Consider the following 23541-nt stretch of genomic DNA (forward strand, 5'->3'; position numbering starts at 1 on the left):
ATGAACAGGCTGGCTGATGAGGACTTGGCGCTGCTGCTGCTGATCCGGTCCTTCGAACGGAAGCTGCTCGCGCTCTTCGAGCGGGGCGAGCTCAACGGCACCACCCACACCTGCCTCGGGCAGGAGTACGTTCCCGTCTCCCTGCGCCCGCTGCTGGGCGACGGTGACTGGGTGTTCAGCAACCATCGCGGTCATGGCCACTACCTGGCCCGGTTCGAGGACCCCGAAGGGCTGCTCGCCGAGATCATGGGCCGGAAGGGCGCCGTGTGCGACGGCGTGGGGGGCAGCCAGCATCTGCGCCGCGACCGCTACCTGTCGACCGGGGTGCAGGGGCAGAGCCTGCCGGTGGCCGCGGGTGTCGCCCTGCACCTGAAGCGGCACGAGCCCGGCGCGCTCGCCTGCGTGTACATCGGCGACGGGACGTGGGGCGAGGGAGCGGTGTACGAGGCGTTGAACATGGCGGGCCTCTGGCGGCTGCCGCTGCTCGTGGTGGTGGAGCACAACGGCATCGCCCAGTCGACGCCGACCGAGCTGCAGATGGCGGGCACCGTCGCGGGGCGGGCCGCCGCTTTCGGGATCGGGCACACGCGGGTGTCGAGCCTGGATGTCGCCGACATACGACGGCAGCTGGCGCCCTTGGTGGAGACCGTCCGGGGTGGCTCGCCGTCGGTGGTGGAATTCGCCACGCACCGCCTCGGCCCGCACAGCAAGGGTGACGACACCCGCCCGCCGGACGCCGTTCGCCCCGACTGGTACGCCTCCTACCAGGCCGAGCATCCCGGCCAGTCGGCCCGGATCGAGGCGGCGGCCCGCGCCCGCGTGGACGCGATCGCCGAAGAGGTGGCCGCCCGCCCCCCGGCCGCCCGGACCGCCGCGTGAGGGTCGGCGAGAACCTCAACCAGGCCCTGCACGGCCTGCTCGGCGACGACCCGGGCGTGTACGTCCTCGGCGAGGACCTCCTGGATCCCTACGGCGGCGCCTTCAAGATCACCCGCGGACTGTCCACCCGCTTCCCCGACCGGGTCCTGACGACGCCGCTCAGCGAGGGCGCGATCGTCGGCGCCGCCTCCGGTCTCGCGCTGGCGGGGGAGAAGGCCATCGTCGAGATCATGTTCGGTGACTTCGCCGCGCTCGCCTTCGACCAGATCGTGAACTTCGCCAGCAAGTCCGTCTCCATGTACGGCCGGCGCGTCCCCATGCCGGTGATCATTCGCTGCCCCTCGGGGGGCAATCGCGGCTACGGCCCCACCCACAGCCAGAACCTGCAGAAGCACTTCGTCGGCGTGCCCGGCCTGTCCCTCTTCGAGATGTCGCCGTTCCACGACAACCGCGCCGTCCTCGACCGCATGCTCGCGCTGGAAGAGCCCTGCCTGCTCTTCGAGGACAAGGTCCTCTACACCCGCAGGATGTACGACGTGGACGAGCTGTTCACCCGGGACCTCGTGGGAGACGTCGCCGTGGTGCGGTTCGACGGCGACCTCGACTACGTGGTGATCGCTCCGGGTGGCGTGGCGCACCGGGCCATCGCCGCCATGCGGACACTGCTGCTCTCCCATGACCTCGCCGGGGCGGTGCTGGTCCCGTCGCGCCTGTACCCGTTCGACCCCGCCGAGCTGCTGCCGCTGCTCGGTCAGGCGGGACTGATCTGCGTGGCGGAGGACGGCAGCGCGGGCGGCACCTGGGGCGCCCACCTCGCCGCCGACCTGCACACCCGGCTGTGGGGCTCGCTCCGGCGGCCGATCCGCCTGGTCAGCTCGGCCGACAGCGTGATCCCCGCGGCCGCTCACCTGGAGCGTGACGTGGTGCTCCAGGACAGCACGATCTGCCGGGCCGTACTGGAGGCGCTCGATGGGTGAGATCCGGGTCCCGAAACTGAACAACAACGACTCGGAGTACACGCTGCTGGAGTGGCTGGCCGAGGACGGCGCGCCGGTGCGCCGGGATGACCCGCTGGTGACGCTGGAGACGTCGAAGACGGTGGACGAGCTGGTCAGCGAGCAGGACGGGGTGCTCACCCAGCTGGTGCGGACGGGTGCGACGTGCACCCCCGGCCAGCTGATCGCCCGAGTCGGCCCGGTGCCCGCCGCCCGGCCGCAGCCGGACGGCGAGCCGGAGCCCGAGCCGGAGCCGGTCCCCGAAGCGGGCGGGCCGATCGTCACGGCCCCCGCGCGCGCGTTGCTGGACGAGCTCGGCCTCGACCCCGCACTGGTGGCCGGGCTGGAGGTCAAGGTGGTGCGGCGAACCGACGTCGAACGGCTCGCCGCCGAGATCTCCACCGGCGGCGGGCAGACTCGTGCGCTGTCCAACCACCAGCGCGCGGTCGGCCGGACCGTGACCCGGTCGCACCAGACCATCCCCGCCGGCTACACCGCGATCAAGGTGGACGTCACCCCCGCCCTGGCGACGGCCCGGACCCTGACCAGGCGACTACGCAGGCTGGTCGGCCTCCCTGACCTGCTCATCGCCGCCGTCGCCCGGCTGCACGCCGACTTCCCGATGTTCTTCGCAGAGCTCGTCGACGACCGGACCGTCCGCATCCCCGATCAGCCACGCGTAGGGGTGACGATCGACATGGGAACCGGCCTGTACGTGCCGGTGATCCGCGATCGCCTGACCGTGCCGGACATCGCCGAGCGCCTGGCCGAGTTCCGCAGGCTGGCCCAGCACGGCGGCTTCGGCGAAGAGCACCTCACGGGCGGGAACATCGTCGTCACCCTCCATCACGACGCCGACATCATCATGGCCGTCCCGATCGTCTTCCCCGGCCAGGCCTGCGCCGTCGCCCTCACCTCACCACAGCCCGAGGGCGAGCGGACGGTGGCGGCGATCGGCCTGGCCTATGACCACCGGCTGGTCAACGGCAGGGAGGTCGTCCTGTTCCTGCAGGCGCTGAAGGAGACCCTAGAGCGTCCGCCCGAGGGCCTGTAGCCCGACCAGGTCGTCCGGGGTCGCGTCGGCGCTCCTGTCGAGCAGCACCGGCAGTCTCGACCGCAGCGCCACCACCGCCACCACCGTGATCGCCAGGGCGAACAGCAGGTACATCAGCCCCACCCCCCGCCCGGCGCCGGTCCCGATGAGCTCCCCGACGGTCGGGGCGAGCGCCCCGCCGGGGGCGAGCAGCGGGTCGAAGACCGCCGCGCCGTACGGCGCCACGAGCCCGAAGCCGAGCGGCAGGGTGGACCAGGCGATCAGCGTGTTCAGCGCGAACACCCGCCCGTGGAACCGCTGCGGCACCTTGACCTGCACGATCGTGGCATAGATGCCGTTCAGCAGCGTCACCCAGAGCGACATCCCGAACGCCCCGATCCCGATCGTCACCAGATCCGCCCGCAACCCCGTCACCAGGCAGAACACCGCCAGCGCCAGCGTGCACCACAGCACCGCCCGCATCCGCCCCCGCCTCGGGCCGCCCCAGGCCGTCATGGTCAGACCGGCGACGAAGACCCCCAGCCCGGACACGAACGAGATCCGCCCCACGTCCGCCAGCGTGCCGAAGGAGAGCACCAGCGGCGAGATCAGCAGGAACAGGGGCGACAGGAAGATGTTGAGCACCGCGAAGTAGACGAGCATCTGACGGAACCCCGCGTTCCCCCAGGAGTAGCGGAACCCGGCCGCCATCTCCGCCAGCACCGGCTCCTTCCGGCGCCAGGCCATCGCGGCGGGGAAGCGCACCAGCGACGTCACCCCGATCGCGAACACGTAGCTGGCCACGTCGAGCACGAGTATCCCCTCCAGCCCGATCGCGGCCATCAGCCCGACGGCCGCGAGGGGGACGAGCAGCTGCGTCATGCCACCGGCCATCTGGACGATGCCGTTGGCGTGCCCGAGGTAACGCTTGGGGACGAGTTGCGGCACGGCAGAGGTGTAGGCCAGCCGCTGGAACGTGAGCGCCACGGACAGCACCGCGAGGAGGGGGTAGACGTGCCAGGTCTGCAGGTTGCCCGTCCAGAGGAGCGTCCCGAACAGGAGCTGGGCGCCGACGGCGGCGGCGTCACCGCCGAGCATGACGGCCCTGCGGTTCCCCCGGTCGACGATCGCGCCCGCCAGCGGGGCGACGACCATCCCCGGCAGCAGCCCGATCACGGAGAGCAGGGCGAACTGCGCCAGCGAGCCCGTGGTCAGATAGATCCAGATGGGGATGGCGAACCCGGTCAGCGCCGACCCCAGGAGGGACACCAGCTGACCGGTGGCGACGGCCGTGAACCGCTTCATGCTCGGCTGCGGCCCGGCCGGCGCGGCCCGCGTCCCGGCCCGCGACACCTCCCGCAACCGCCAGCTGACCCCGCCCACGGCCTCCGCGCCCGCCCCCGGCTCTGCGACGGGCTCTGGGACGGGCTCTGCGACGGGCCCTGATGCCGGGGCAGCTGCCGGGACTGGGCCGGGCTCGCTCGGTGCGATGGCGAGATGCGTGCGGGTGACGATCTCGGCGAGCTCAGCCGCCCGATATTTCAGGAAGAAGTGGCCCGCCTCGTCCAGCTCCACCACGGCGGCCGTGGGCGTGAGGAAGTGCCACTCGCGATACCGCTCCTCGAAGTACTCGGTCGCCGGGTCGTGCTCTCCGGCCACGCTGATGATCGGCGCCCGCAGCCGCTCCACCGAGCTCTCGAACAGTCCGGTGAAATACTCCTCGGCGGCCTCGCTGTCGCGCCGCATGTTCCGGATGATGTGCCGGGCCTGTCCCGGCTCCAGGTCGCCCATGTCCAGACCCATGGACGTCAGCCAGTTGACATAGCCGCGGTCGCTCCGCAGGAACTCCCGTCTGGCCAGCTTGGACAGCGCCGCCATGGGCCCGCTCCGGGGGCGGGCGAACGGGAAGATCGCCCCGATGTACACCGCTTCGAGCTCGCGTCCCGCCGCCTCCAGCCGCCGCGCGATCTCGACGATCAGGGCCGACCCCACGCCGCAGTGCCCGTACAACGCGACAGGTCCGCGGACCTTCTCCTGGATCTCGCGCACGCACCGGGCCGCCACCTCCTCCAGCGGCAGCCGCTCCTCGTCCAGGCCGACGTCATGGCCGGGGATGGCGAGCGACCACAGGGCGTACGTCTCCGGCAGGGCGTCGGCCAGCGGCTGGTACACCACCGCCGCGCCTCCGCCGTACGGCACGCACACGTAGGTGAGTTCAGGAGGAGCGGCACGGCGAGGCGTCAGCTCGTGCAGGAGCCCGCGTGACGCGGTGGCGGTGCCGTCGAGCAGCGCGGCCAGCCCGCGGATGGTCGGGTGCTTGAACAGGTCCACCACGGCGATGGGCGCCGCGCCGGGCGGCGACACCCTGCGCAACCTGGCCACCACCTTGATCGCCAGCAGGGAGTGCCCGCCGACGTCGAAGAAGTCGTCATCGACGCCGAAAGCCGCGCCGTGGGCGGCCGCCACGTCGAGCACCTCGGCCCAGACCGCGGCGACCAGGCGCTCCGCCTCCGTGCCCGGTGGGACGCGCCCGCCCGGTTCCGCGTCGCCCGCCGATGACGTGGGGGCGGGCAGGCGCCGCCGGTCCACCTTCCCGTTGGCCGTCAGGGGCAGGTGGGGGAGGGGGACGAAGCGAGTGGGGATCATGTACGCGGGCAGGGTCTCGGTGAGGTGGCCGCGCAGCCGTACCGGATCGACCCGGCCCACCACGTACGCCACCAGTTGCGCCCGGGTGCCCGAGCCGTGGGTGGTGACCACGCAGTCGGTCACGTCCGGGTGGCGGGAGAGATGGGTCTCGATCTCGCCCAGCTCGACGCGGTAGCCGCGGATCTTCACCTGCGCGTCGGCGCGGCCGAGGAACTCGATGGTGCCGTCCGGGGCGTAGCGGCCCAGATCACCGGTCCGGTAGAGGCGCTCGCCGGTGCGCGGGTGGGCGACGAAGGCGGCGGCGGTCCGTTCCGGGTCGCGCCAGTAGCCGGTGGCCACGCCCGCTCCGCCGATGTGGAGGTCGCCGGGCACGCCCACGGGCACGTCGCACAGGCCGCGGTCCAGGATGTGGAAGGACTGGTTGGCCAGCGGGCGGCCATAGGGGATCGACGACCAGCCCGGGTCCACCTCGCCGATCGGGTGGAAGATGGACCAGATGGAGCCTTCGGTGGCGCCGCCCAGGCTGATGATCTCGGCCTCCGGGGCCAGGGCGCGGATCCGGCCGGGGAGCGTCAGCGGGATCCAGTCGCCGGACAGCAGCACCAGGCGCAGCGAGCTCAGGTCGGTGCCTTCGTGCTCGGCGTGGTCGACGAGGAGCTCCATGAGGGCGGGAACCGAGTTCCACACGGTGACGCGGTGCTCGGTGACCAGGCGGGCCCAGGCGGCGGGGTCCTTGTCGGCCGACGGCTCGCCCATGACGAGGGTCGCCCCGGCGGCCAGGGCGCCGTAGACGTCGTAGACGGAGAGGTCGAAGCTGAGGGCCGACAGCGCGAGGATCCGGTCGTGCGGGCCGACGTGGAAGCGGTGGTTGAGGTCGCGGACGGTGTTCAGGGCGGCTCGGTGCTCGATCATCACGCCCTTCGGGCTGCCGGTCGAGCCCGAGGTGAAGATCACGTACGCGAGGTCGTCCGGTTCCGCCGGGCACTCGGGGGCGGCCGGCGGAGCCGTCGCGGGCGTCACCGGGACGCGGGTCACGCCGGCGGGCCAGGTCAGCTCCAGCCACGGCTGGGTCACCGCGACGCGGCACTCGCCGCGCGCCATCAGCTCGAAGCGCCGCCGGTCCGGCAGGTCCGCGTCGACCGGCAGGTACGCCGCTCCGGCCTTGCCGATGGCCAGCACCGCGACGACCTGCTCCCACCCCCTCTCCATCACGACCGCCACCAGCTCCCCGCGCCCCACGCCCGCCGACGTCAGCTCGGCGGCCAGCAGCGCGGCCCGCCGGTCCAGCTCCGCGTACGTGATCTCGCCGCCCGGGTGGTCGACCGCGACGGCATCGGGCGCGTACGGCACCCGCTCCTCGAACGGGCGGTGCAACAGGCCGGCCGCGCCCAGGTCGAGCCCGGTGTCGTTCCAGCGCTCCCGTTGCGCCCGCTCCGGAGCCGTGAGCAGCTCGATCGTGGAGACGGGGGCCGACGGGTCGGCCGCGACCCCGTCGAGCAGGGCGCCGAGATGCCCGGCCATGCGCGCGATCCGCTCGGCCGAGAACAGCGCGACGTTGTAGACGAACAGGAACGAGCCATCGCCTCCGGTGTACAGCTCCAGATCGAACCGCGTGGCCCACACGCCCGGCGAGAACCCCTCGACAGCCGGCCCGCCGGCGGATGACGGCTCGCCGCCGTAGTTCTGCATCGCGAACAGGACCTGGAACAGCGGCGACCGCGACACCTCGCGCGGCACGTTCAGCTCCGCCACCAGCCGCTCGAACGGCAGCTCCTGATGCGCGTAGGCGTCCATGGACAGGTCCCGCACCCGGTGCACCAGCTCCAGGAACGACGGATCGCCCGACAGGTCCACCCGCATGGCGAGCATGTTGATGAAGCAGCCGACGAGCCCGTCCAGCTCCGGCAGCGAACGCCCGGCCACCGGGGAGCCCACCGCCACGTCGTCCTGCCCGGCGTAGCGGCCGAGCAGCGCCGCGAAGGCCGCCAGCAGCACCATGTACGGTGTGGCGCCGTGCTCGCGCCCGAGCCGCTCCAGCCGCGTCACCAGAGCGGGGTCCACCTGGAAAGGGTGTGCCGCACCGAGGTAGGTCAGCTCGGGCGGCCGGGGGAAGTCCGTGGGCAGCTCCAGCGGCGGCAGGCCGGCCAGCCGCTCGCGCCAGTAGGCCACGTCGTCCGCGCCGCCGGGCCGCTCGCGCTGCCAGGCGGCGAAGTCCCCGTAGGTGACCGGCAGTTCGGCCAGCGGGCCCCCGTCGTAGCAGGTCAGGAGCTCGCGCAGCAGGACGTTCGCGGACCAGCCGTCGGCTGCGATGTGGTGGACGGCGAGGGCCAGCACGTGATCGTCGGCCGCCAGCCGTACCAGCAGGGCTCTGATCACCGGCCCGGTGACCAGGTCGAACGGCTCGGCGAGGAAGCGGTCGACCAGAGCCCGCGCCCCGTCGTCGTCGGCGGCGTCGGCGATGGTCAGCGGGACCGCGACGTCAGCCGGGACCGTCACCGTCGGCTGCCCGTCGTCACCGACCGGGAAGCGGGTCCGCAACGGCTGGTGCCGCGCGGCGACCCGGTCCAGTGCGTCACCCAGCAGCTCCGCGGACAGCGGGCCGCGCAGCCGCCGGACGAGCGGGATCGTGTGCGCGGGGTTGCCCGGCGCGTACTGCTCCATGAACCACAGCCGCTCCTGCGCGTAGGACAGCGGCGGCGCCTGCCCCTCCGGCAGCCGCGCAATCGTCGCGGCGCTTCCGCGCCGCCGCAACCGCTGGGTCAGCAGCGCCCTCTGGGCCTGGGTCAGCTCGCTCACGCCGTGTCCTCCGGGTCCAGCATGCTCAGCGCCTGTTCGTCGGACAGCCCGGCCACCTCCGCCAGCAACGCCTCCTCGACGGCGCGCGCCAGGTCGGCGACGGTCCGGCGGGCGAACAGCGTACGGATCGGCAGGTCCACCCCCGCGATCGCCCGGAGCCGCGCCGCCACTCTGATGGCGAGCAGCGAGTGCCCGCCGAGCGCGAAGAAGTCGTCGAACGCGCCGACCTTGTCCGCGCCGAGCACCTCCGCCCAGACGTCGGCGACGAGCTCCTCCGCGTCCGACCGCGGCGGCGTGGCCTCCTGGCCCGCGGGGCGGTCCGGCTCCGGCAGCGCGCCGCGGTCGAGCTTGCCGTTCGCGGTGAGCGGCAGCGCGTCGAGGACGACCCAGCGGGTGGGGACCATGTACGGCGGAAGCCGCCCGGCCGCGTGCCGGCCCAGCTCGGCCGCCTCGCCCACCACGTAGGCGACGAGCTCGCCGTCCCTGGCGACCACCGCGACCTGCCGCACGTCCGGATGCGTGAGCAGGCAGTGCTCGACCTCGCCCGGCTCGATGCGGAAGCCCCGGACCTTGACCTGCTCGTCCATGCGCCCGAGGAACTCCAGCAGGCCGTCGGGGCGCAGCCGGACCCGGTCGCCGGTGCGGAAGTACCGGTCCCCGCCGGGGAGCCGGACGAAGCGCTTGGCCGTCAGCTCCGGCAGGCCGAGATAGCCGCGGGCGACGCCCGGGCCGCCGATGTACAGCTCGCCTGGGGCGCCGGGCGGGGTGGGCGCGCCGTGGGCGTCGAGGACCCGGACGGTGGTGGCCTCGATCGGGCGGCCGATGGGCGGGCGCGGGTCCGGGTCGCCGGCCAGGTCGGTGGCGGTCGCGACGATCGTGGTCTCGGTGGGGCCGTACGTGTTGACCAGTCGCACCCGGTCGCCGAACCGTCCGCGCCACCGGGCCGGCGCGGTGGCGCGCACCTGCTCGCCGCCGATGACGACCAGGCGCAGGGCGGCCGGCCAGGCGATCTCGTCGATCAGGTCCACGAGCTGGTGGAAGTACGCCGTCGGGAGGTCGAGCACGGTGATGCCGGGGCGTGCGGCGAGCAGATCGGGGAGGGTGGCGCCGCCGTCGGGGACGAGCACGACCGTGGCGCCGGTGGTCAGAGCGGGGTAGAGCTCCTCGGCGTGGGTGTCGAAGCTCAACGAGGCCAGCTGGACCACCTGATCCCCGGGCCGCAGGCCGTACTCGCGGCGCATCCACCGGACACGGGCGGCCAGGCCGGCGTGCTCGACCGCCACCCCCTTGGGGGTGCCGGTGGAGCCGGAGGTGTAGATGACATACGCGAGGCCGTCGCGGGGGTCCTGTCCGCCGGGGCGCCCGTCCGGGAGGAGCTGGCCGGCCGGGACGAGCTGATCGTGGGGATGACGGTTCGCGCCGGAGGCCGAGAGGCCGCCTGAGACGCGCAGGCCGTCGGAGACGGTCAGGCGGGCGCCGCTCGTGGTGAGCATGTGCCGGTGGCGGGTGACGGGATCGGCGGGGTCGAGGGGCAGGTAGGCGGCTCCGGTGCGCCAGACGGCCAGCATCGCCACCACGGCGTCGACCGACCGGCCGAGACGGAGGCCGACCACGTCACCAGGCCGCGCGCCGTGCCGGGTCAGCTCGTCGGCCAGCCGGGAGACCCGCTCGGCCAGCTCGCCGTAGGTCACGATCTCCGGCCCGCAGACGACGGCCGGCTCGTGGGGGTGGGCGGCGACGGCTTCCGCGATCATCTCCGGCACGTCGACGCCCGGCACGGCGCTCCCGTCGCCGCCCGCCGAGGCGATCAGCTCCGAGTCGGCGGCGGTGAGCATCGGCAGGCTCGACAGGCGGGCATGACGGTGGTCCGGGTCGGCGATGCCGCGTAACAGCACCGCGAACCGGTCGGCCAGCCCCGCCACCGTCTCCGGGTCGAACAGCCCCGCGTCGTACCCGAACGCCACCCGCAGCCGCCCCGGCGCCCGCCAGGCCTCCACCACCAGATCGAACTTAGCCTGCCGGTAACCGTCGTCGAAGTACGCCATCTCCAGCTCGTCGCCGAGCCGATCCTGCTCCCCGTCCGCGGTCTGGCTGTTCAGCGTCAGCATGGTCTGGAACATCGGCTTCCTGGTGATGTCCCGCTCGATGTCCAGGTCCGCCAGCAGCCGCTCGAACGGCACGTCCTGGTGCGCCATCGCGTCCAGCACCGTCCTTCGCGTCCTGGCCAGCAGCTCGTCCAGCGTGGGATCGCCCGACAGGTCACCGCGCAGCACCAGGGTGGTGCTGAGATAGCCGACGATCGGCTCCAGCTCCACCCGGTCCCGCCCGGCGGTGGGCGAGCCGACCAGGACGTCCGTCTGACCGGTGTGCCGCGCCAGCAGCGCCTGGTACGCCGCCAGCAGCACCATGAACAGCGTGCTGCGGTGCCGCCGCGCCGTCGCGTCCAGCGCCTTGGCCAGATCGGCGGGGATGTCCAGCAGGTGGAAGTCACCGCGCGCCGGACCCGGCGTGTGCGGACGGTCGGTGTGCAGCGCCAGCGTGGGCGGGTCGGCGAGCCGTTCCCGCCAGTACTCCAGCGCCGCGGTCCCGTCCTGCTCCCGCTGCCACCGTGCGACGTCCCCGTGCTGGACGACCAGCGGCGCCAGGCCCCCCGTGCCGCTCGACCGGGCTTCGGCGTACAGGACGGCCAGGTCGTTCAGGAGGACGGTGATCGACCAGCCGTCGGCGATGATGTGGTGGAGCACCACGCACAGCACGTGATCGTCGTCGCTCAGCCGGATCAGCGTGATCCGCAGCGGCGGCGCCGTACCGAGGTCCATGGGGGCGTTGGTGCGGGCGGCGACCCACGCGCGGGCCTGCGTCTCGTCACGGGCGTCGAGCCGTTCGACGGCCGCGGGCGCGGCGTGCTCGACGACGGCGACCGGCCGCCCGTCCACCTCGGGAAAGCGGGTGCGCAGCGACTCGTGCCTGGCGAGCAGCGCGGTCAGCGCCCGCCGCAGTGCCTCGGGGTCGAGCGGGCCGCGAAGCCTGCGCACGACGTACATGTTGTACGAGGCGTCGCCCGGATCGAGCCGGTGCAGGAACCACAGCCGTTCCTGGGCGGCCGAGAGCGGAGGCAGCGTGCCCGGCGGGCGCGGGGCCGGGGGGCGGCCCGGTTCGGCGGGCAGACCCTCCAGCGTCGCCGCGAACCCCGCCACTGTCGGATGCCCGAACAACGTCCGCAGCGGCACCGTCGTCCCCGCGGCCTCCAGCCTGGCGATGACCTGGGTGGCCAGCAGCGAGTGGCCGCCGAGGGCGAAGAAGTCGTCGTCGGCGCCGATGCCGCCGATCCTGAGCACGTCGCCGAAGATCTTGGCCACCTGCCGCTCGCGGGCCGTGCGCGGCCTGCCTCCCCTGCCCGCGACCGGCCCCTCCGGCTCGGGCAGCGACCGCCGATCGACCTTGCCGTTGGGCGTCATCGGCAGTGCGTCGAGCGCCACCACGGCACGGGGCACCATGAAGGAGGGCAGCCAGCCGGCCACGTGGTCGAGCAGGCCGGCCGGGGGGCCCGGGGTGCCGGGGGTCCGGGCGGCAGGCGTGGTCACCACGTAGGCGACCAGTTCGTCCTCGCGGACGACGACGGCCGCCCGCCGCACGTCCGGATGCGACTCCAGGGCGGTCTCGATCTCGCCCAGCTCGATCCGGTGGCCGCGCAGCTTCACCTGGCCGTCGTCCCGGCCGAGGAACTCCAGGTCGCCGTCGCCGAGCCACCTGACCCGGTCGCCGGTCCGGTAGAGCCCGGTCCCGAAGCGCTCGGTGGTCAGCTCCGGCCTGCCCAGGTAGCCGAGCGCGAGTCCGGCCCCGCCGATCGCCAGCTCGCCGGGCACGCCGATCGGCGCCGGCGCGCCGGCGCCGTCGAGCACGTGGACGTGGGTGTTGGCGATCGGCCGTCCGATGCGAACCCGGCCGGGCTCGGCGGGGACCTCCCAGGCGGTGGACCAGATCGTGGTCTCCGTCGGGCCGTACATGTTGAACAGCCGGGCCACCCTCCGTCGCAGCCGCCTGGCCAGCGCGAGCGGCAGCGCCTCGCCACCCGCCAGCGCCACCAGCCCGGAGGCGTCGAGTCCGGCGGACAGCAGCATGTTCCAGCCCGACGGGGTGGCCTGTACGTGCGTGACGCCCGACGCGGAGATCAGCCCGGCCAGCGCGGCGCCGTCGCGCACGGTCTCGTCACCGGCCAGCACCAGCCGCCCGCCGGTCACCAGCGGCAGATAGAGCTCCAGCCCCGCGATGTCGAAGGAGAGGGAGGTGCTGCCCAGCCACACGTCCGCCGGTCCGGCCCCGAGCAGCCGCTCCATCCCGGCCAGCAGGTTCACCAGCGCCGAGTGGGGCACGGCCACCCCCTTCGGGCGGCCGGTCGAACCGGAGGTGTAGAGCACATAGGCGGCCGACCCGCCGTCCGGTCCAGGAGCGGCGGGTCCGGAAGTGACGGGCTCGGGAGCGGCGGCCGGGGGTGGGGTGTCGTCCAGCGTGAACCGGGCTCGCGAGTCCGCCAGCACATAGGCCACCCGGCTTTCTGGAAGTGCCGGGTCGATCGGCAGGTAGGCGGCTCCCGTCAGCATCACGCCGAGCAGCGTCCCCGGCAGTGCCGCCGACCGCCGGACGCGGACGGCCACCACGGCTCCGGGTCCCGCGCCCCGCTCCCGCAGCTCCGCCGCGATCCGCACGGCCTGGGCGGCGAGCATGGCGTAGGAGAGGTGGTCGTCGCCGCACGAGACGGCGGTCGCCTCCGGACGCAGCCGGGCCTGCCGCATGACCAGGTCCACCACGGTCGCGGCCGGCACCTCGAGGGACGGGCCGTGCGAGACCCGGTCGAGCAGCGCGCGCTCCGCGGCGGGAAGCAGGTCCAGCTCCGACAGCCGAGTCTCGGGAGCGGCGACGATCGAGGCCAGCAAGGTCAGGAAGCGGGCCGCGAGCCGGGTCACCGTCTCCTGGTCGAACAGCTCGGTGCTGTAGAACAACGCCCCGTGCCAGCCCCCGCCCGACGGCCAGAGATCCATCCGCAGGTCCACCATGGCCGGAGGCGCCCCGTGCGGGAACGGCAGGCTCTCCATCCCGGCGAACGACTCCGCCTCGTCGTAGCCGACCGCGGAGTTGTGCAGCGCCAGCATCGTCTGGAACAGCGGTGTGCGCGACAGGTCGCGCTCGATGTCGAGCGCGGACAGCACCCGCTCGATCGGCACCTCGCGGTGCGCCATCGCCTCCAGCACGGTACGGCGGGTACGGCGCAGCACCTCGGTGAACGACGGATCGCCCGACAGGTCCCCCCGGAGCACCAGCGTGGAGGCGAACAGCCCGACCATCGGCTCCAGCTCCGGCCGATCGCGGCCGGCGGTGGGTGAGCCGACCACGATGTCGTCCTGCCCGGCATGCCTGGCCAGCAGCACCTGGTAGGCGGCCAGCAGCACCATGAACAGCGTCGAGCGCTCGGCCCTGGCCAGCCGCGACAGCGCGCCGGCGAGCTCGGGCGGCAGGTCGAAGCCCACGTCGTCGCCCGCGCTGCTCCGCTGGGCGGGACGCGGCCGGTCCGTGGGCAGCTCCAGCGGCGTCACCCCGGCCAGCCGGCCCGTCCAGTAGCCGATGTCGGCGCCGGCGTCGTGGCTCCGCTGCGCGTCGGCGTACTCGGCGTAGCGGACGGGCAGGCCGGGGAGGGAGACCGCTACGCCCTCCACGCGGGCGAGGTAGAAGGCGGCCAGATCGCTCATCAGCACGTTCAGGGACCAGCCGTCGCCGATGATGTGGTGCAGCACCACGCACAGCACGTGGTCGTCGTCCGCCAGCCGGACCAGCGTGATCCGCAGGGGCGGGGCGGAGGCCAGATCGAAGGGCGTGTTGACGCGCTCGCCGAGCAGCCGCGCGACCTCGTCGAGCGCGGGCCCTTCCGGGGCCGGCCGCTCGAACGCCATGAGCTCCACCGGGACCGGCCCCGGCGGGTCGATCACCGCGACCGGCAGGCCGTCCTGGTCGGGGAACCTCGTGCGCAACGACTCGTGCCGCTCCACGACATCCCCGAACGCCCTCGTCAGCGCCTCGACGTCGAGCGCCCCGCGCAGCCGCCGGACCACCGCGACCCGGTAGGCCGCGTCGGACGGGTCGAGCCGCTGGAGGAACCAGAGCCGCTCCTGGCCCAGGGAGATCATGACCGCAGCCCGTCGATGGCCGCGGCCACCCCGATGATCGTCGGATCGTCGAGGAACACGTCGAACGGCACCTCCACCCCGAGCCGTTTCCTGATCCGCGCGCTGATCTGCGTGATGGTCAGGGAATGCCCGCCGAGGTCGTAGAGGTCCTCGTCCGGCGCGATGTGGTCCATCCGCAGGACCTCCATCCAGATCAGCCGCACCTGCTCGATCAGCTCCCCCTCGACGAGCTCGCCGCCGGCCCCGGCGTGCGCGGGCCCCGCCGCGGGCGCGGCCACAGTGGCGTCCAAGGGGCCGTCCAAGGGGGCGGGCACGGGGCCGCCGGGGAGCGGCAGGTCGGCGAGCCGCATCTCCGGATCGGCGGAGACCGCGCGCAGCACCGCGGAGAGGTGGTCCGCGGCCAGCTCGACGTCCCGCCGGGAGATCACGTCCGGGCTGTGGTGCAGCGTCAGGAGCAGGCCGTCGGCGCCGTCGACGGCCTGCAGGTGGAGCGCGTTCCTGACCATGTGGTTGGACATCTTCCAGTCCACCGACAGGCTCAGGCCGGGAAAGACCTGGTCGGGCGCGCGCCGCCGGTAGCTGATGGACACCGGCGCGAGCGCCGCCCTCGGCTTGATGCCGCCCACCGCCCTGGCCACGGGCACCTCGCGGAAGGCGTTGAGCTCGCGCAGCTCGTCCCTGAGGCCCAGGGCCAGCTCACGGAAGGAGCCTCCGGGCGGGAACGACGAGAACACCGGCAGCTCGGTGGCGAACAGGCCGATGTGGTCCCGGGTCTCGGCGGTCCTGGTCGACATGGACACGGCCACGGACGTGTCGGCGTTGCCGTACCGGTGCAGAAGGGCGTGCACGGCGGCGAGGAACACCTGGAACCTGGTCAACCCGGGCAGGTCGGGAAGGTCGTGGGTCAGGTCGCGCAGCACGGTCTCGCCGTGCTCGGCCAGTCGCGGCGTCCTCGAAGCCCCGTTGATCACGACGTGTGGCACCTCGCGCCACCGCGCCCGCCAGTACGCCCGCGCCTCCGGCGAGGGCTCCTCCGCCGTCCCGTACGGCATGGGCAGCGGCGGGGAGGGGGCCCCGGAGTAGGCGGCGGCCAGATCCCGTACGAGCAGGTCCTTCGAGATGCCGTCGAAGACGAGATGATGACCCACGAACAGCAGCAGGTGCCGGGACGGCGACATCTCCACCAGCGTGAACCGGGCCAGCGGCCCGGCGGACAGCTCGAACGGCAGCGCGATCTCCCGCTCGACCAGGAGACGGGGGTCCGGCTCCACGACGAACGCGATCGGCGGGGCGCCGGAGGCGGGCACCAGGTGCAGCGAGCCGTCACGCTCCTCGAAGGCGCAGCTCAGCACCGGGTGCCGCGCGACCACCGCCCGGCACGCCGCCAGCATCGCCTCCCGGTCCAGCGGGCCGTCGAACCACATGGCGAAGGGCATGTGGTAGGCCGTGCCGGTGCCGTGCATCACCTCCGTGATCCACATGCCGTGCTGCGCCTGCGACGCCAGGACCATGTTCACTCCTCTGCCATGCCGCGCAGTTCTCGCTTGATCACTTTTCCGGCGGTGTTCCTGGGCAGCGCGTCCACGCACAGCAGCCGGGTGGGCAGCTCGTGCTGGGCGAGCCGCTCGGACAGGAAGGCTCGCAGACCGGCCAGCGTCACCGGCTCGTGTGACACGACGGCCGCCGCCACCGCCATGCCCATGACCGGGTGCGGCACGCCGAACACCGCCGCCTCGGACACGGCCGGGTGCTCGTGCAGCGCGGCCTCGACCTGGAGCGTCGAGACCTTGACGGCTCCCGACTTGATCACGTCGCTCTCCCGGTCGACGAGGTACAGGTAGCCCTCGTCGTCGAGGTAGCCGAGATCGCCCATGCGGACCCAGCCGTCCCGGAAGGTGTCGTCGCGCTGCTCGCCGTAGTAGGCGCGGGAGTGCGCCGGGCCGCGCAGCCACACCTCGCCGGTCTCGCCCGGCCCGGCCGGGTTCCCGTCGGCGTCCGCGATCCTCAGGGCGCCGGCCGCGTGCCCGAGAGCGCCCGGCCGGTCGGGGTCGTAGATCATGATCGTCTGGGCCGGGGCCGCCTCGGTCGAGGTGTAGTAGTTCGCGACCGTCGCGTTCGGGAACGCCTCGGTCAGCTCGGCGGCGACCTTCGGCGGCAACGCGGCGGCGGCCGAGCCGAGCAGCAGCACGCTCGACAGGTCGTGGCGGTCCTGGACACGCGCGCCGAGCAGCTCGACGGCCATCGCGGGCACGACGAACACGGTCCCCGCCGCGTACGCCTCGATGAGCGCCGCGAAGCGGGCCGGCGTGAACAGCGGCGGGGTGACCACGGTGGGCGCGGCGGTCAGCGCGTGGAGGAGCATGACCTGGCCGGCGTTGGTGCCGATGGGGAAGGCGTGCACGAGATGCCGGGAATGAGCGAACGGGCGGCGCTTGGGGTGGACAGGCGGGGAGGTGAGGTTCGCGTGGCTCGCGGCCACGCCCTTGGGCTGTCCGGTGGTGCCGGAAGTGTAGAGGATCTGGGCGAGGTCGAGCGGGTCGGCCTCGAACGGGAGCCGGCCGGACGCGCCCGTGAGCTCGTCGCCGCGCCGGATGGTCGTCGTCGCGCCGCAGTGCTCGATCAGGGCGGCCAGCTCCGGCGCGGCCAGACGGTCCGACAGCGGGACCGCGACGGCGCCCGCCTTCAGCACCGCCATCCAGCTCACCGCGTAGTCGAGCCAGTCACCGCCGCCGAACACCAGCGCGACGCGGTCACCTCGGCGTACGCCCCGGTCCAGCAGATGGTGGGCGGCGGCGTCGGAGCGTTCGTCCCACTCACCGAGTGTCAGTCCGCCTCTTCCGGCGACGATGAAGGCTTCGTGGTCGGGGGCGGTGGCGGCGCGTGAGCTCAGCAGAGCGGGGACAGGAAGGGCCGACTGAACCACCTCCCAAAATAATTATCGGGCTGCCGCAAGACGCTAGAAAAAATGCACATTTGCGTCAACCCCTTACCGGCAGCCGCTTGCCGCCATCGCGCCCCGCGTGACACACTCGCCCCGATTTCCGGGAAACGGGAGGGCTTTTCCAGGTGCAGACGGACGAGGAGCTACGCGGACGGCTCGCCGACATGGTCGCCAAGGCCACCGACGGCGCGGTCGAGGCGGCCGAGGTGCTGGCGGGCGAGGCCAGTCTGGCCGATCTCGGCGTCACGTCGCTCGGCTATCTCAGGCTGATCGACGCGGTGGAGGCCGAGTTCGGCGTCGAGCTCGACCTGGCGTCGGCCGGCAGCCTGGACGAGCTGGTGGACTACGTACGGCTCCATGCCTGACTCGCCGCTCACCTGGGGTCAGCACGACATCTGGCGGGCCGTCGTGGCGGCGCGGCCGGAGGAGCACTATCTCAACATCGGCCGGATCTTCGCCGCGCCGAAGCGGCCCGTGACCGTCGAGCGCGCCGTCAAGGCCCTGGACAGGCTCGTCGCCCGGCACGAGGCGCTGCGCACCCGTCTCATCGGGCCCCCTGACCGCCCCCGGCAGCGGATCTCGGCCGTCGCCCGGCCGTACGTCGAGGTGACGGACGAACCCGCGCAGGCGGTGTGCGACCGGTTGTCGGCCGAGCCGTTCGACTACTGGGAGGAGTGGCCGCTGCGGGTGGCGTTCGTCGTGGCCGGCGACCATGTCCGGCATGTCGTGCTGGTCCTCTGCCACCTGGCCGCCGACGGGCACGCGGCCGAGCTCCTGGTGAAGGACTTCCGGCTGCTCCTGCTGCGCGATGCGCTCCCGCCGGTGCGGAGCGCCACGCCGCGCGAGATCGCCGAGTGGCAGCACTCGGCCGAGGGACGGCGCACGTCGGAGGAGGCCCTGGCCTTCTGGCTGTCCGAATACCGGCGCATGGACCCCGTGAACCTGTCGGAGGTCCCCCGGAGCCCGCGGTTCCGGGAGGCCACGATGACCTCCGAGGCGATCGCCGCGGCGGCACAGGCCGTGGCGGCCCGCGAGCGGGTGAGCTCCTCGACGGTGCTGCTCACGGCCGCGGTCCGGCTCGCCGGGCGGCTCACGGGCCAGCGGTTCTGCGGCATGCGGGTGATCGTCAACAACCGGTTCGCGGCCGATCGCCGCGACGTGGTCTCCACGATCTCCCAGGAGGGGCTCGTGCTCCTCGACCTGCGTACCGCCCCGTTCGGGGAGCTGGTGCGGCAGGGCTGGCGCGTGGCCCTGCGGGCGTACCGGCAGGCCCAGTTCGACCCGTACGCGATGGAGGAGGCGGTGTCGGGCGTGGGAGCGGCGATCAGGTCGTTCGGCTGCTTCAACGACCAGCGGCTGGTGCAGCACGACGGGGCGGCGGGGCTGGACGAGCGGGCCGTCCGCGCCTCGATGGAGCGGACCGAGCTGGCCTGGACGGACGCCATGGACCGCAACATCTGCGACTTCCGGCTGCATCTCGGCGGCGAGCCGGGGCGGATGGAGGTGTCGCTGTACGCCGACACCGCGCTGCTCGCGCCGCCGGCCATCGAACGGTTCCTGCTGGACCTGGAGTCGATGCTGGTCGAAGCGGCGGCCGCATGACCCTGTACGCAGCGGCCACGTCGTGCGCGCAGGGCGAGACCCTCCGGTTCCACCTGCTGGGGGACGGGGGCGCGATCACCGTCGAGGACGTGCCGTCGGGGCGGGTCGTGCTCCGGGACACGGCCGGCGGCGACACCTGGACGCTCGAGGTGGGCCCGGACTGGCCCAGCTCGCTCTATCGCGCCGTCCTGGGCGACGGGTCCGCGTACTTCGTCGTACGGGGGCGGGTGCCGGCCTCCCCGGTGGTGGTGTCGATCCCTTTCCCCACCTGGGAGGCGTACAACCGGCCAGGCGTCCCCGGTGAGGGGCTCTACCAGTCCGAGCAGCCCGATCGCGCGGTCAAGGTCAGCTTCGACCGCCCGGGGGCGGGGCCGCAGGTCGAGGAGTGGGAGCTCGGGCTGCTGCGGTGGCTCGGGCCGTCGGGGTACGCGGTCGACTACTGCTCGGGGCTGGACCTGCACGGCGGTCTCGACCTGCTCAGCCGCTACCGGCTGCTGGTGATCAACGGACACGACGAGTACTGGTCGTGGGAGATGCGGGACGCGGTGGAGGCGTTCGCGCGGGCCGGTGGAAATATCGCCATATTCTCCGGCAACACCTGCTGGTGGCAGGTCCGCTTCGAGGACGACCTCCGGACAATGGTCTGCTACCGCGACGCCGTCGCCGACCCCCTCTCGCGCACCGACCCCGGCCGCACCACCGTCGAGTGGCCCAGCGACCCCGTCAACCGTCCCGAGAACACCCTCACCGGGCTGACCTTCCGCAACGGCGCCGGCTGCTGGGTGGACTCGCGGGTGATGTCCCAGGAGTCCTACACCGCCCGCTTCACCGACCACTGGGTCTTCGCGGGCACCGGCCTGCGGGACGGCGACACGTTCGGCAGGGGCGCGCTCGGTTACGAGACGGACGCCGCCGACCTGGAGTGGCTGGACGGCGTACCCCGGGCCACGGGCCGCGACGGCACCCCGCCGTCGTTCGTCGTCCTCGCCACGGCGGACCTGTCGCACTGGCGCAGCCACGGCAAGGGCGGTGCGGCGACCATGGGCGTGCACCGGCTGGGAGCCGGGACCGTCTTCAACGCGGGCACCATCAACTGGGGCAACACCCTGGCCACCGACCCGGTCCTGGCCCGCATCACCCGCAACGTCATGGACCGCCTCTCCCGCCCTCCCGGCCCGCCGCGGTGGGAGGACATCGGCCCGGCCGGCCCGCCGGTCCCGGCCGCGGGAACCCGGCGGGCCCCGGCGCCGGAAGCAGCGCCGGTCCCGGCCGCGGAGGACCCGCCGGTCGCGCTCGTGGTGTGCGAGAACCGGCTGTTCGCCGCCGGGTCCGGCGGAACGCTGAGCACCCGTCACCTGTCCGGCCAGAACCTGCCCTGGCGCCCGATCGACGTCACCGACGCCCTGGCGCTCGCCGCCCCCCGTGAGGCCCACGGCGGCCCGCCGGCGGGCCTGTACGGCCTGGCCCCCGGCGGCGCCATCCGCTACCGGGACCCCGTCCTCCGCCCGGCCCCTTGGACGGACGTGAGCCGGGCGCCGGAGCGCGCCACGGGCCTGGCCGCCGCCGACGAGGCTCTGTTCGCCCTCACCTCGGACGACGAGCTGTGGTACCTCCCCATCCGCCGGCTCGCGGACGCCGCCTGGGTCCGGATGGGCGGCGGGGGCGGGGCCACGGGCCTGACGGCGATGAACGGGCGCCTGTTCGCCATCGCGGGCGACCGTGTGCTGACGAGAACGGTCGACCGTCAGGACATGGAGTGGACCGACCTGGGCCCGGCCTGGACCACGACCCCCGGACCGGCCCCTTCCGCGAGCCGTGTCGCGACGGCCGCCGCCTCGGGACGGCTCGTCGTCGCGGCTCCTGACGGGCGCCTCTACTGGCGATCGCTCTCGTAGGCCAGCCACTGCGCGCACGTGTGCAGGCCGTAGTCGAGGTCCACCTCCGGCCGCCACCCCAGCTCGCTCGAGGCCCGCCCGACGTCCACCGCCGTCTCCTCCGCCGCCCCGTCCGCCGCCGCCGCATCAGGAGCGGCCTCGATCGGCACGGGACGGACCGCCCCGGCCACCGCCTCGGCCAGTTCCCGCCCGCTCAACGGCCGCGGGCCCGCGATGTCGTACACCCCCGATCCGCGGGTCAGAGCGGCTATGACGGCGGCGGCGACGTCCCGCACGTGCACCAGGCGCCCCGCCCCGCCATCGGCTCGCAACGGCCGGTTCAGCGACGACCGCAGCACCTGCTCCGCCACCGTCCCGCCCTGCGGCATCCCCGGCCCGTACGGCTCACCGAGGCGCAACGCCACCGCCTCCCCGGCCGCGATCCCCCGGGAGCCGAGCAGGATCTTCCGGCCGCCGAAGCCCGCGAAGGCCGCGCGGGCCAGTCGCAGCTCCTCGACCGGGTCGGCGTCCGGCTCCGGCGCGCAGACGTGCACCAGCGCGTCGGGACGATCGGATGCCAGGTGACCGCGGTCGGCGAGCGCCCACGTGATCTGGTCGCGCAGCCAGGTGTCAGGGCCGGTCACGGCGACCGTCCGCCGTTCCACCGCGTGGGGAGCGGCCGAGAGCCCCGCCGCCAGCCCGTCGCGTGCGACGTCGTGGAGCTCGTCCGACAGCCGGGCCAGCTCGCGGGCCCCGAGCTCGTGACAGAGCCCGCCGGGCCCCATGGTCCCCAGCGCCCGGTCCAGCACCCGGGGGTCCCCCGAGTTCTCCTGGACCACGCCCATGGTGAAGGCGGTGAGCCAGAGCGGCCACCAGCGGCCCGGGAAACGCGCCCGCAGGCCGCCGACGTCGAAGCCCCGCCCGTCCAGGTAGTCCTCACAGCGGATGTCCCGCCACCCCGAGCCGCCGGGCACGGCGCACTGCGCCACCCCTCGCTTGAAGAACGGGATCGCGGCCAGGGAGCCGAGCACCTTGGCCTCGTCGGACAGCGGCTCGTCGGACAGCGGCTCGTCGGCGAAGAAGCAGGGTGAGCGCCGCAGCCCCTGGAAGTCGTTCTCCACCAGGCTGGCCAGGTCCTCGTGCTCGGCCAGGCTGGGCACCGCGACGTACACCGGCACACCGGCCTGCCGGAGGTACCGGCCCATCAGCACGTCGTCAGGCCAGGTGCCGCCCCGCCCGCGTGCCCATTCCACGTACCCTTCGGCCACCCGCCGGGGCAGCAGCAGCGCCGCGACGGGTGTGTACTCCCCGGCGCCGCGCACCCAGCGCGCCCCGGCGAGCGCGCCCAGGCGCACGGCGGCGCCGTTGCGCGAGTTCCAGAACGCGAACAGCGCCAGTGCCGCGTCCGGCATGGCCCGGGCGGCCGCCGCCGCCCGCTCGAAGAACGTGTCCGACAGCACCATGTCGTCATGGAGCAGCACGTGGTGGGTGGCTCCCTCGGGGATGCTCGACCACGCCAGCAGCGACGTCCGGAACGCCGACGGCCGCCCTGCCGGATCGGGATCGGTGACCACGTCGAGGACGCCGCCCGCCAGCCTGACGGCCGCCTCCATGCGCTTGGGGTGCGCCATCACCGCCCCGGTGAGCCTCACGTCCCCAGGCATGTGCCTACCGACAGCTCGCCCGACTCCAGCAGGGCCAGCGCGTCGTGCCGTCCGGCGCCCTCCCACTGAACCTCGCGGACGACGAGCAGCCCGGAGCCGCACGCCACCAGAGCCCCGGCGCCGCCGGTCGACCAGACCGGCGCGAGCACGGTTCCCGGCGGCTCCCGGTGCTCGCCCCACTCGATGAGGTCGGCGCTGTGCACGAACAGCTTGCGCCCGCCGGCGAAGGTGAAGGCTCCCGGGTACGGCGCGGCCAGCGCGCGTACCCAGTCGTAGACCTCGCTCGCGGGTCTGGACCAGTCGATCACGCCGTCCTCCGGCCGCCGCCGCTCCCACACCGATCCGCCCGGCGGCTGCGGGCGCGCCACCACCTGGCCCGCGAGCAGCAGCGGGACGTACTGGGCGAGCAGCTCGATGTTGATCTCGGTCACCTTGCGGTACACCTCGGTGACGTCGTCGCGGCGGCTCACCGTGAACTCGCGCTGGGCGATGAGCTCGCCCTCGTCGGCGCCCTCGTTCAGGAAGAACAGGCTGACGGCGCTGGACCGGATGCCCTTGATGATCGTCCAGGGCAGCGGGGCCCGCCCACGACCCTCGGGCAGCCGGGTGGGGTGCAACCCGACCGAGCCGAGCGGGCACGCCGACAGCAGCGGTTCGCGGACGAGCTGTGACCAGCCGGCGATCACGAAAAGGTCGATGCCCAGGTCGGTGACCAGCTTGTGCGCCCGGCCGTCGTTGATGTCGGCGGTCTCCAGCAGCGGGATGTCGTGCCTGGCCGCCGCCTCCTGCAGCGGGGCGTAGCCCGAGCGGTGCTGCAACTGGGGCGGGTAACCGATGAGCAGCGACGGGGGAGTGCCCTGAGCGGCGAGTACGTCCACGGCGGGTGCCGCGAACTCCATACCGGTGCAGAACGCGAACCTCTTCACAGAACC

The 23541-nt window shown here is 73.4% G+C and carries 12 protein-coding genes; 6 read left to right on the plus strand and 6 right to left on the minus strand.

The window, feature by feature from the left end; translation table 11 throughout:
- The 3 genes from ACIBG4_RS24865 to ACIBG4_RS24875 are packed head-to-tail and all read left to right on the plus strand — an operon-like array spanning nucleotide 1 to nucleotide 2928.
- On the plus strand, nucleotides 1-879 hold the full coding sequence (locus ACIBG4_RS24865; RefSeq protein WP_397203823.1) for a thiamine pyrophosphate-dependent dehydrogenase E1 component subunit alpha: 879 nt from the start codon (nucleotides 1-3) through the stop codon (nucleotides 877-879).
- Nucleotides 876-1856: an alpha-ketoacid dehydrogenase subunit beta gene (locus ACIBG4_RS24870; protein WP_397203824.1), complete on the plus strand. Its 981-nt coding sequence runs from the start codon at nucleotides 876-878 to the stop codon at nucleotides 1854-1856. The genes ACIBG4_RS24865 and ACIBG4_RS24870 overlap by 4 nt, the downstream gene beginning before the upstream one ends.
- Nucleotides 1849-2928, plus strand: a complete 1080-nt coding sequence (locus ACIBG4_RS24875; RefSeq protein WP_397203825.1) for a 2-oxo acid dehydrogenase subunit E2 — start codon at nucleotides 1849-1851, stop codon at nucleotides 2926-2928. The genes ACIBG4_RS24870 and ACIBG4_RS24875 overlap by 8 nt, the downstream gene beginning before the upstream one ends.
- On the opposite strand, the gene ACIBG4_RS24880 is transcribed toward ACIBG4_RS24875, so the two are convergent.
- Genes ACIBG4_RS24880 through ACIBG4_RS24895 form a run of 4 tightly spaced genes read right to left on the minus strand, consistent with a single transcriptional unit; the run spans nucleotide 2902 to nucleotide 17451 of the window.
- The gene (locus ACIBG4_RS24880; protein ID WP_397203826.1) at nucleotides 2902-8349 is read right to left on the minus strand and encodes an amino acid adenylation domain-containing protein; all 5448 of its coding nucleotides are present in this window, start codon (nucleotides 8347-8349) and stop codon (nucleotides 2902-2904) included. The two genes, ACIBG4_RS24875 and ACIBG4_RS24880, sit on opposite strands and share 27 nt — an antisense overlap.
- Nucleotides 8346-14528: an amino acid adenylation domain-containing protein gene (locus ACIBG4_RS24885; protein WP_397203827.1), complete on the minus strand. Its 6183-nt coding sequence runs from the start codon at nucleotides 14526-14528 to the stop codon at nucleotides 8346-8348. The genes ACIBG4_RS24880 and ACIBG4_RS24885 overlap by 4 nt, the downstream gene beginning before the upstream one ends.
- A complete protein-coding gene (locus ACIBG4_RS24890) occupies nucleotides 14525-16039 on the minus strand; it encodes a condensation domain-containing protein (protein ID WP_397203828.1) in 1515 nt (504 codons plus the stop codon). Before ACIBG4_RS24890 ends, ACIBG4_RS24885 begins: the two co-directional genes overlap by 4 nt.
- A 2-nt stretch (nucleotides 16040-16041) precedes the next feature.
- Nucleotides 16042-17451, minus strand: a complete 1410-nt coding sequence (locus ACIBG4_RS24895) for a class I adenylate-forming enzyme family protein (RefSeq protein ID WP_397203829.1) — start codon at nucleotides 17449-17451, stop codon at nucleotides 16042-16044.
- 143 nt (nucleotides 17452-17594) lie between these two features.
- Here ACIBG4_RS24895 and ACIBG4_RS24900 point away from each other — a divergent pair, with 143 nt between their 5' ends.
- Genes ACIBG4_RS24900 through ACIBG4_RS24910 form a run of 3 tightly spaced genes read left to right on the plus strand, consistent with a single transcriptional unit; the run spans nucleotide 17595 to nucleotide 20966 of the window.
- Complete coding sequence (locus ACIBG4_RS24900; protein WP_397203830.1) at nucleotides 17595-17834, plus strand: acyl carrier protein; 240 nt, start codon at nucleotides 17595-17597, stop codon at nucleotides 17832-17834.
- A complete protein-coding gene (locus ACIBG4_RS24905) occupies nucleotides 17827-19071 on the plus strand; it encodes a condensation domain-containing protein (protein ID WP_397203831.1) in 1245 nt (414 codons plus the stop codon). The genes ACIBG4_RS24900 and ACIBG4_RS24905 overlap by 8 nt, the downstream gene beginning before the upstream one ends.
- On the plus strand, nucleotides 19068-20966 hold the full coding sequence (locus ACIBG4_RS24910; RefSeq protein ID WP_397203832.1) for a N,N-dimethylformamidase beta subunit family domain-containing protein: 1899 nt from the start codon (nucleotides 19068-19070) through the stop codon (nucleotides 20964-20966). The genes ACIBG4_RS24905 and ACIBG4_RS24910 overlap by 4 nt, the downstream gene beginning before the upstream one ends.
- Here ACIBG4_RS24910 and ACIBG4_RS24915 read toward each other — a convergent pair.
- Together ACIBG4_RS24915 and ACIBG4_RS24920 are read right to left on the minus strand one after the other, a co-directional pair.
- The gene (locus ACIBG4_RS24915; RefSeq protein ID WP_397203833.1) at nucleotides 20945-22597 is read right to left on the minus strand and encodes a hypothetical protein; all 1653 of its coding nucleotides are present in this window, start codon (nucleotides 22595-22597) and stop codon (nucleotides 20945-20947) included. The two genes, ACIBG4_RS24910 and ACIBG4_RS24915, sit on opposite strands and share 22 nt — an antisense overlap.
- Nucleotides 22594-23535 carry a methionyl-tRNA formyltransferase gene (locus tag ACIBG4_RS24920; RefSeq protein ID WP_397203834.1) on the minus strand — a complete coding sequence of 314 codons (942 nt, stop codon included), beginning with the start codon at nucleotides 23533-23535 and terminating at the stop codon, nucleotides 22594-22596. The genes ACIBG4_RS24915 and ACIBG4_RS24920 overlap by 4 nt, the downstream gene beginning before the upstream one ends.
- Nucleotides 23536-23541: the final 6 nt, after the last annotated feature.

The organism is Nonomuraea sp. NPDC050383 (assembly GCF_044459125.1).
Lineage (GTDB): Bacteria > Actinomycetota > Actinomycetes > Streptosporangiales > Streptosporangiaceae > Nonomuraea.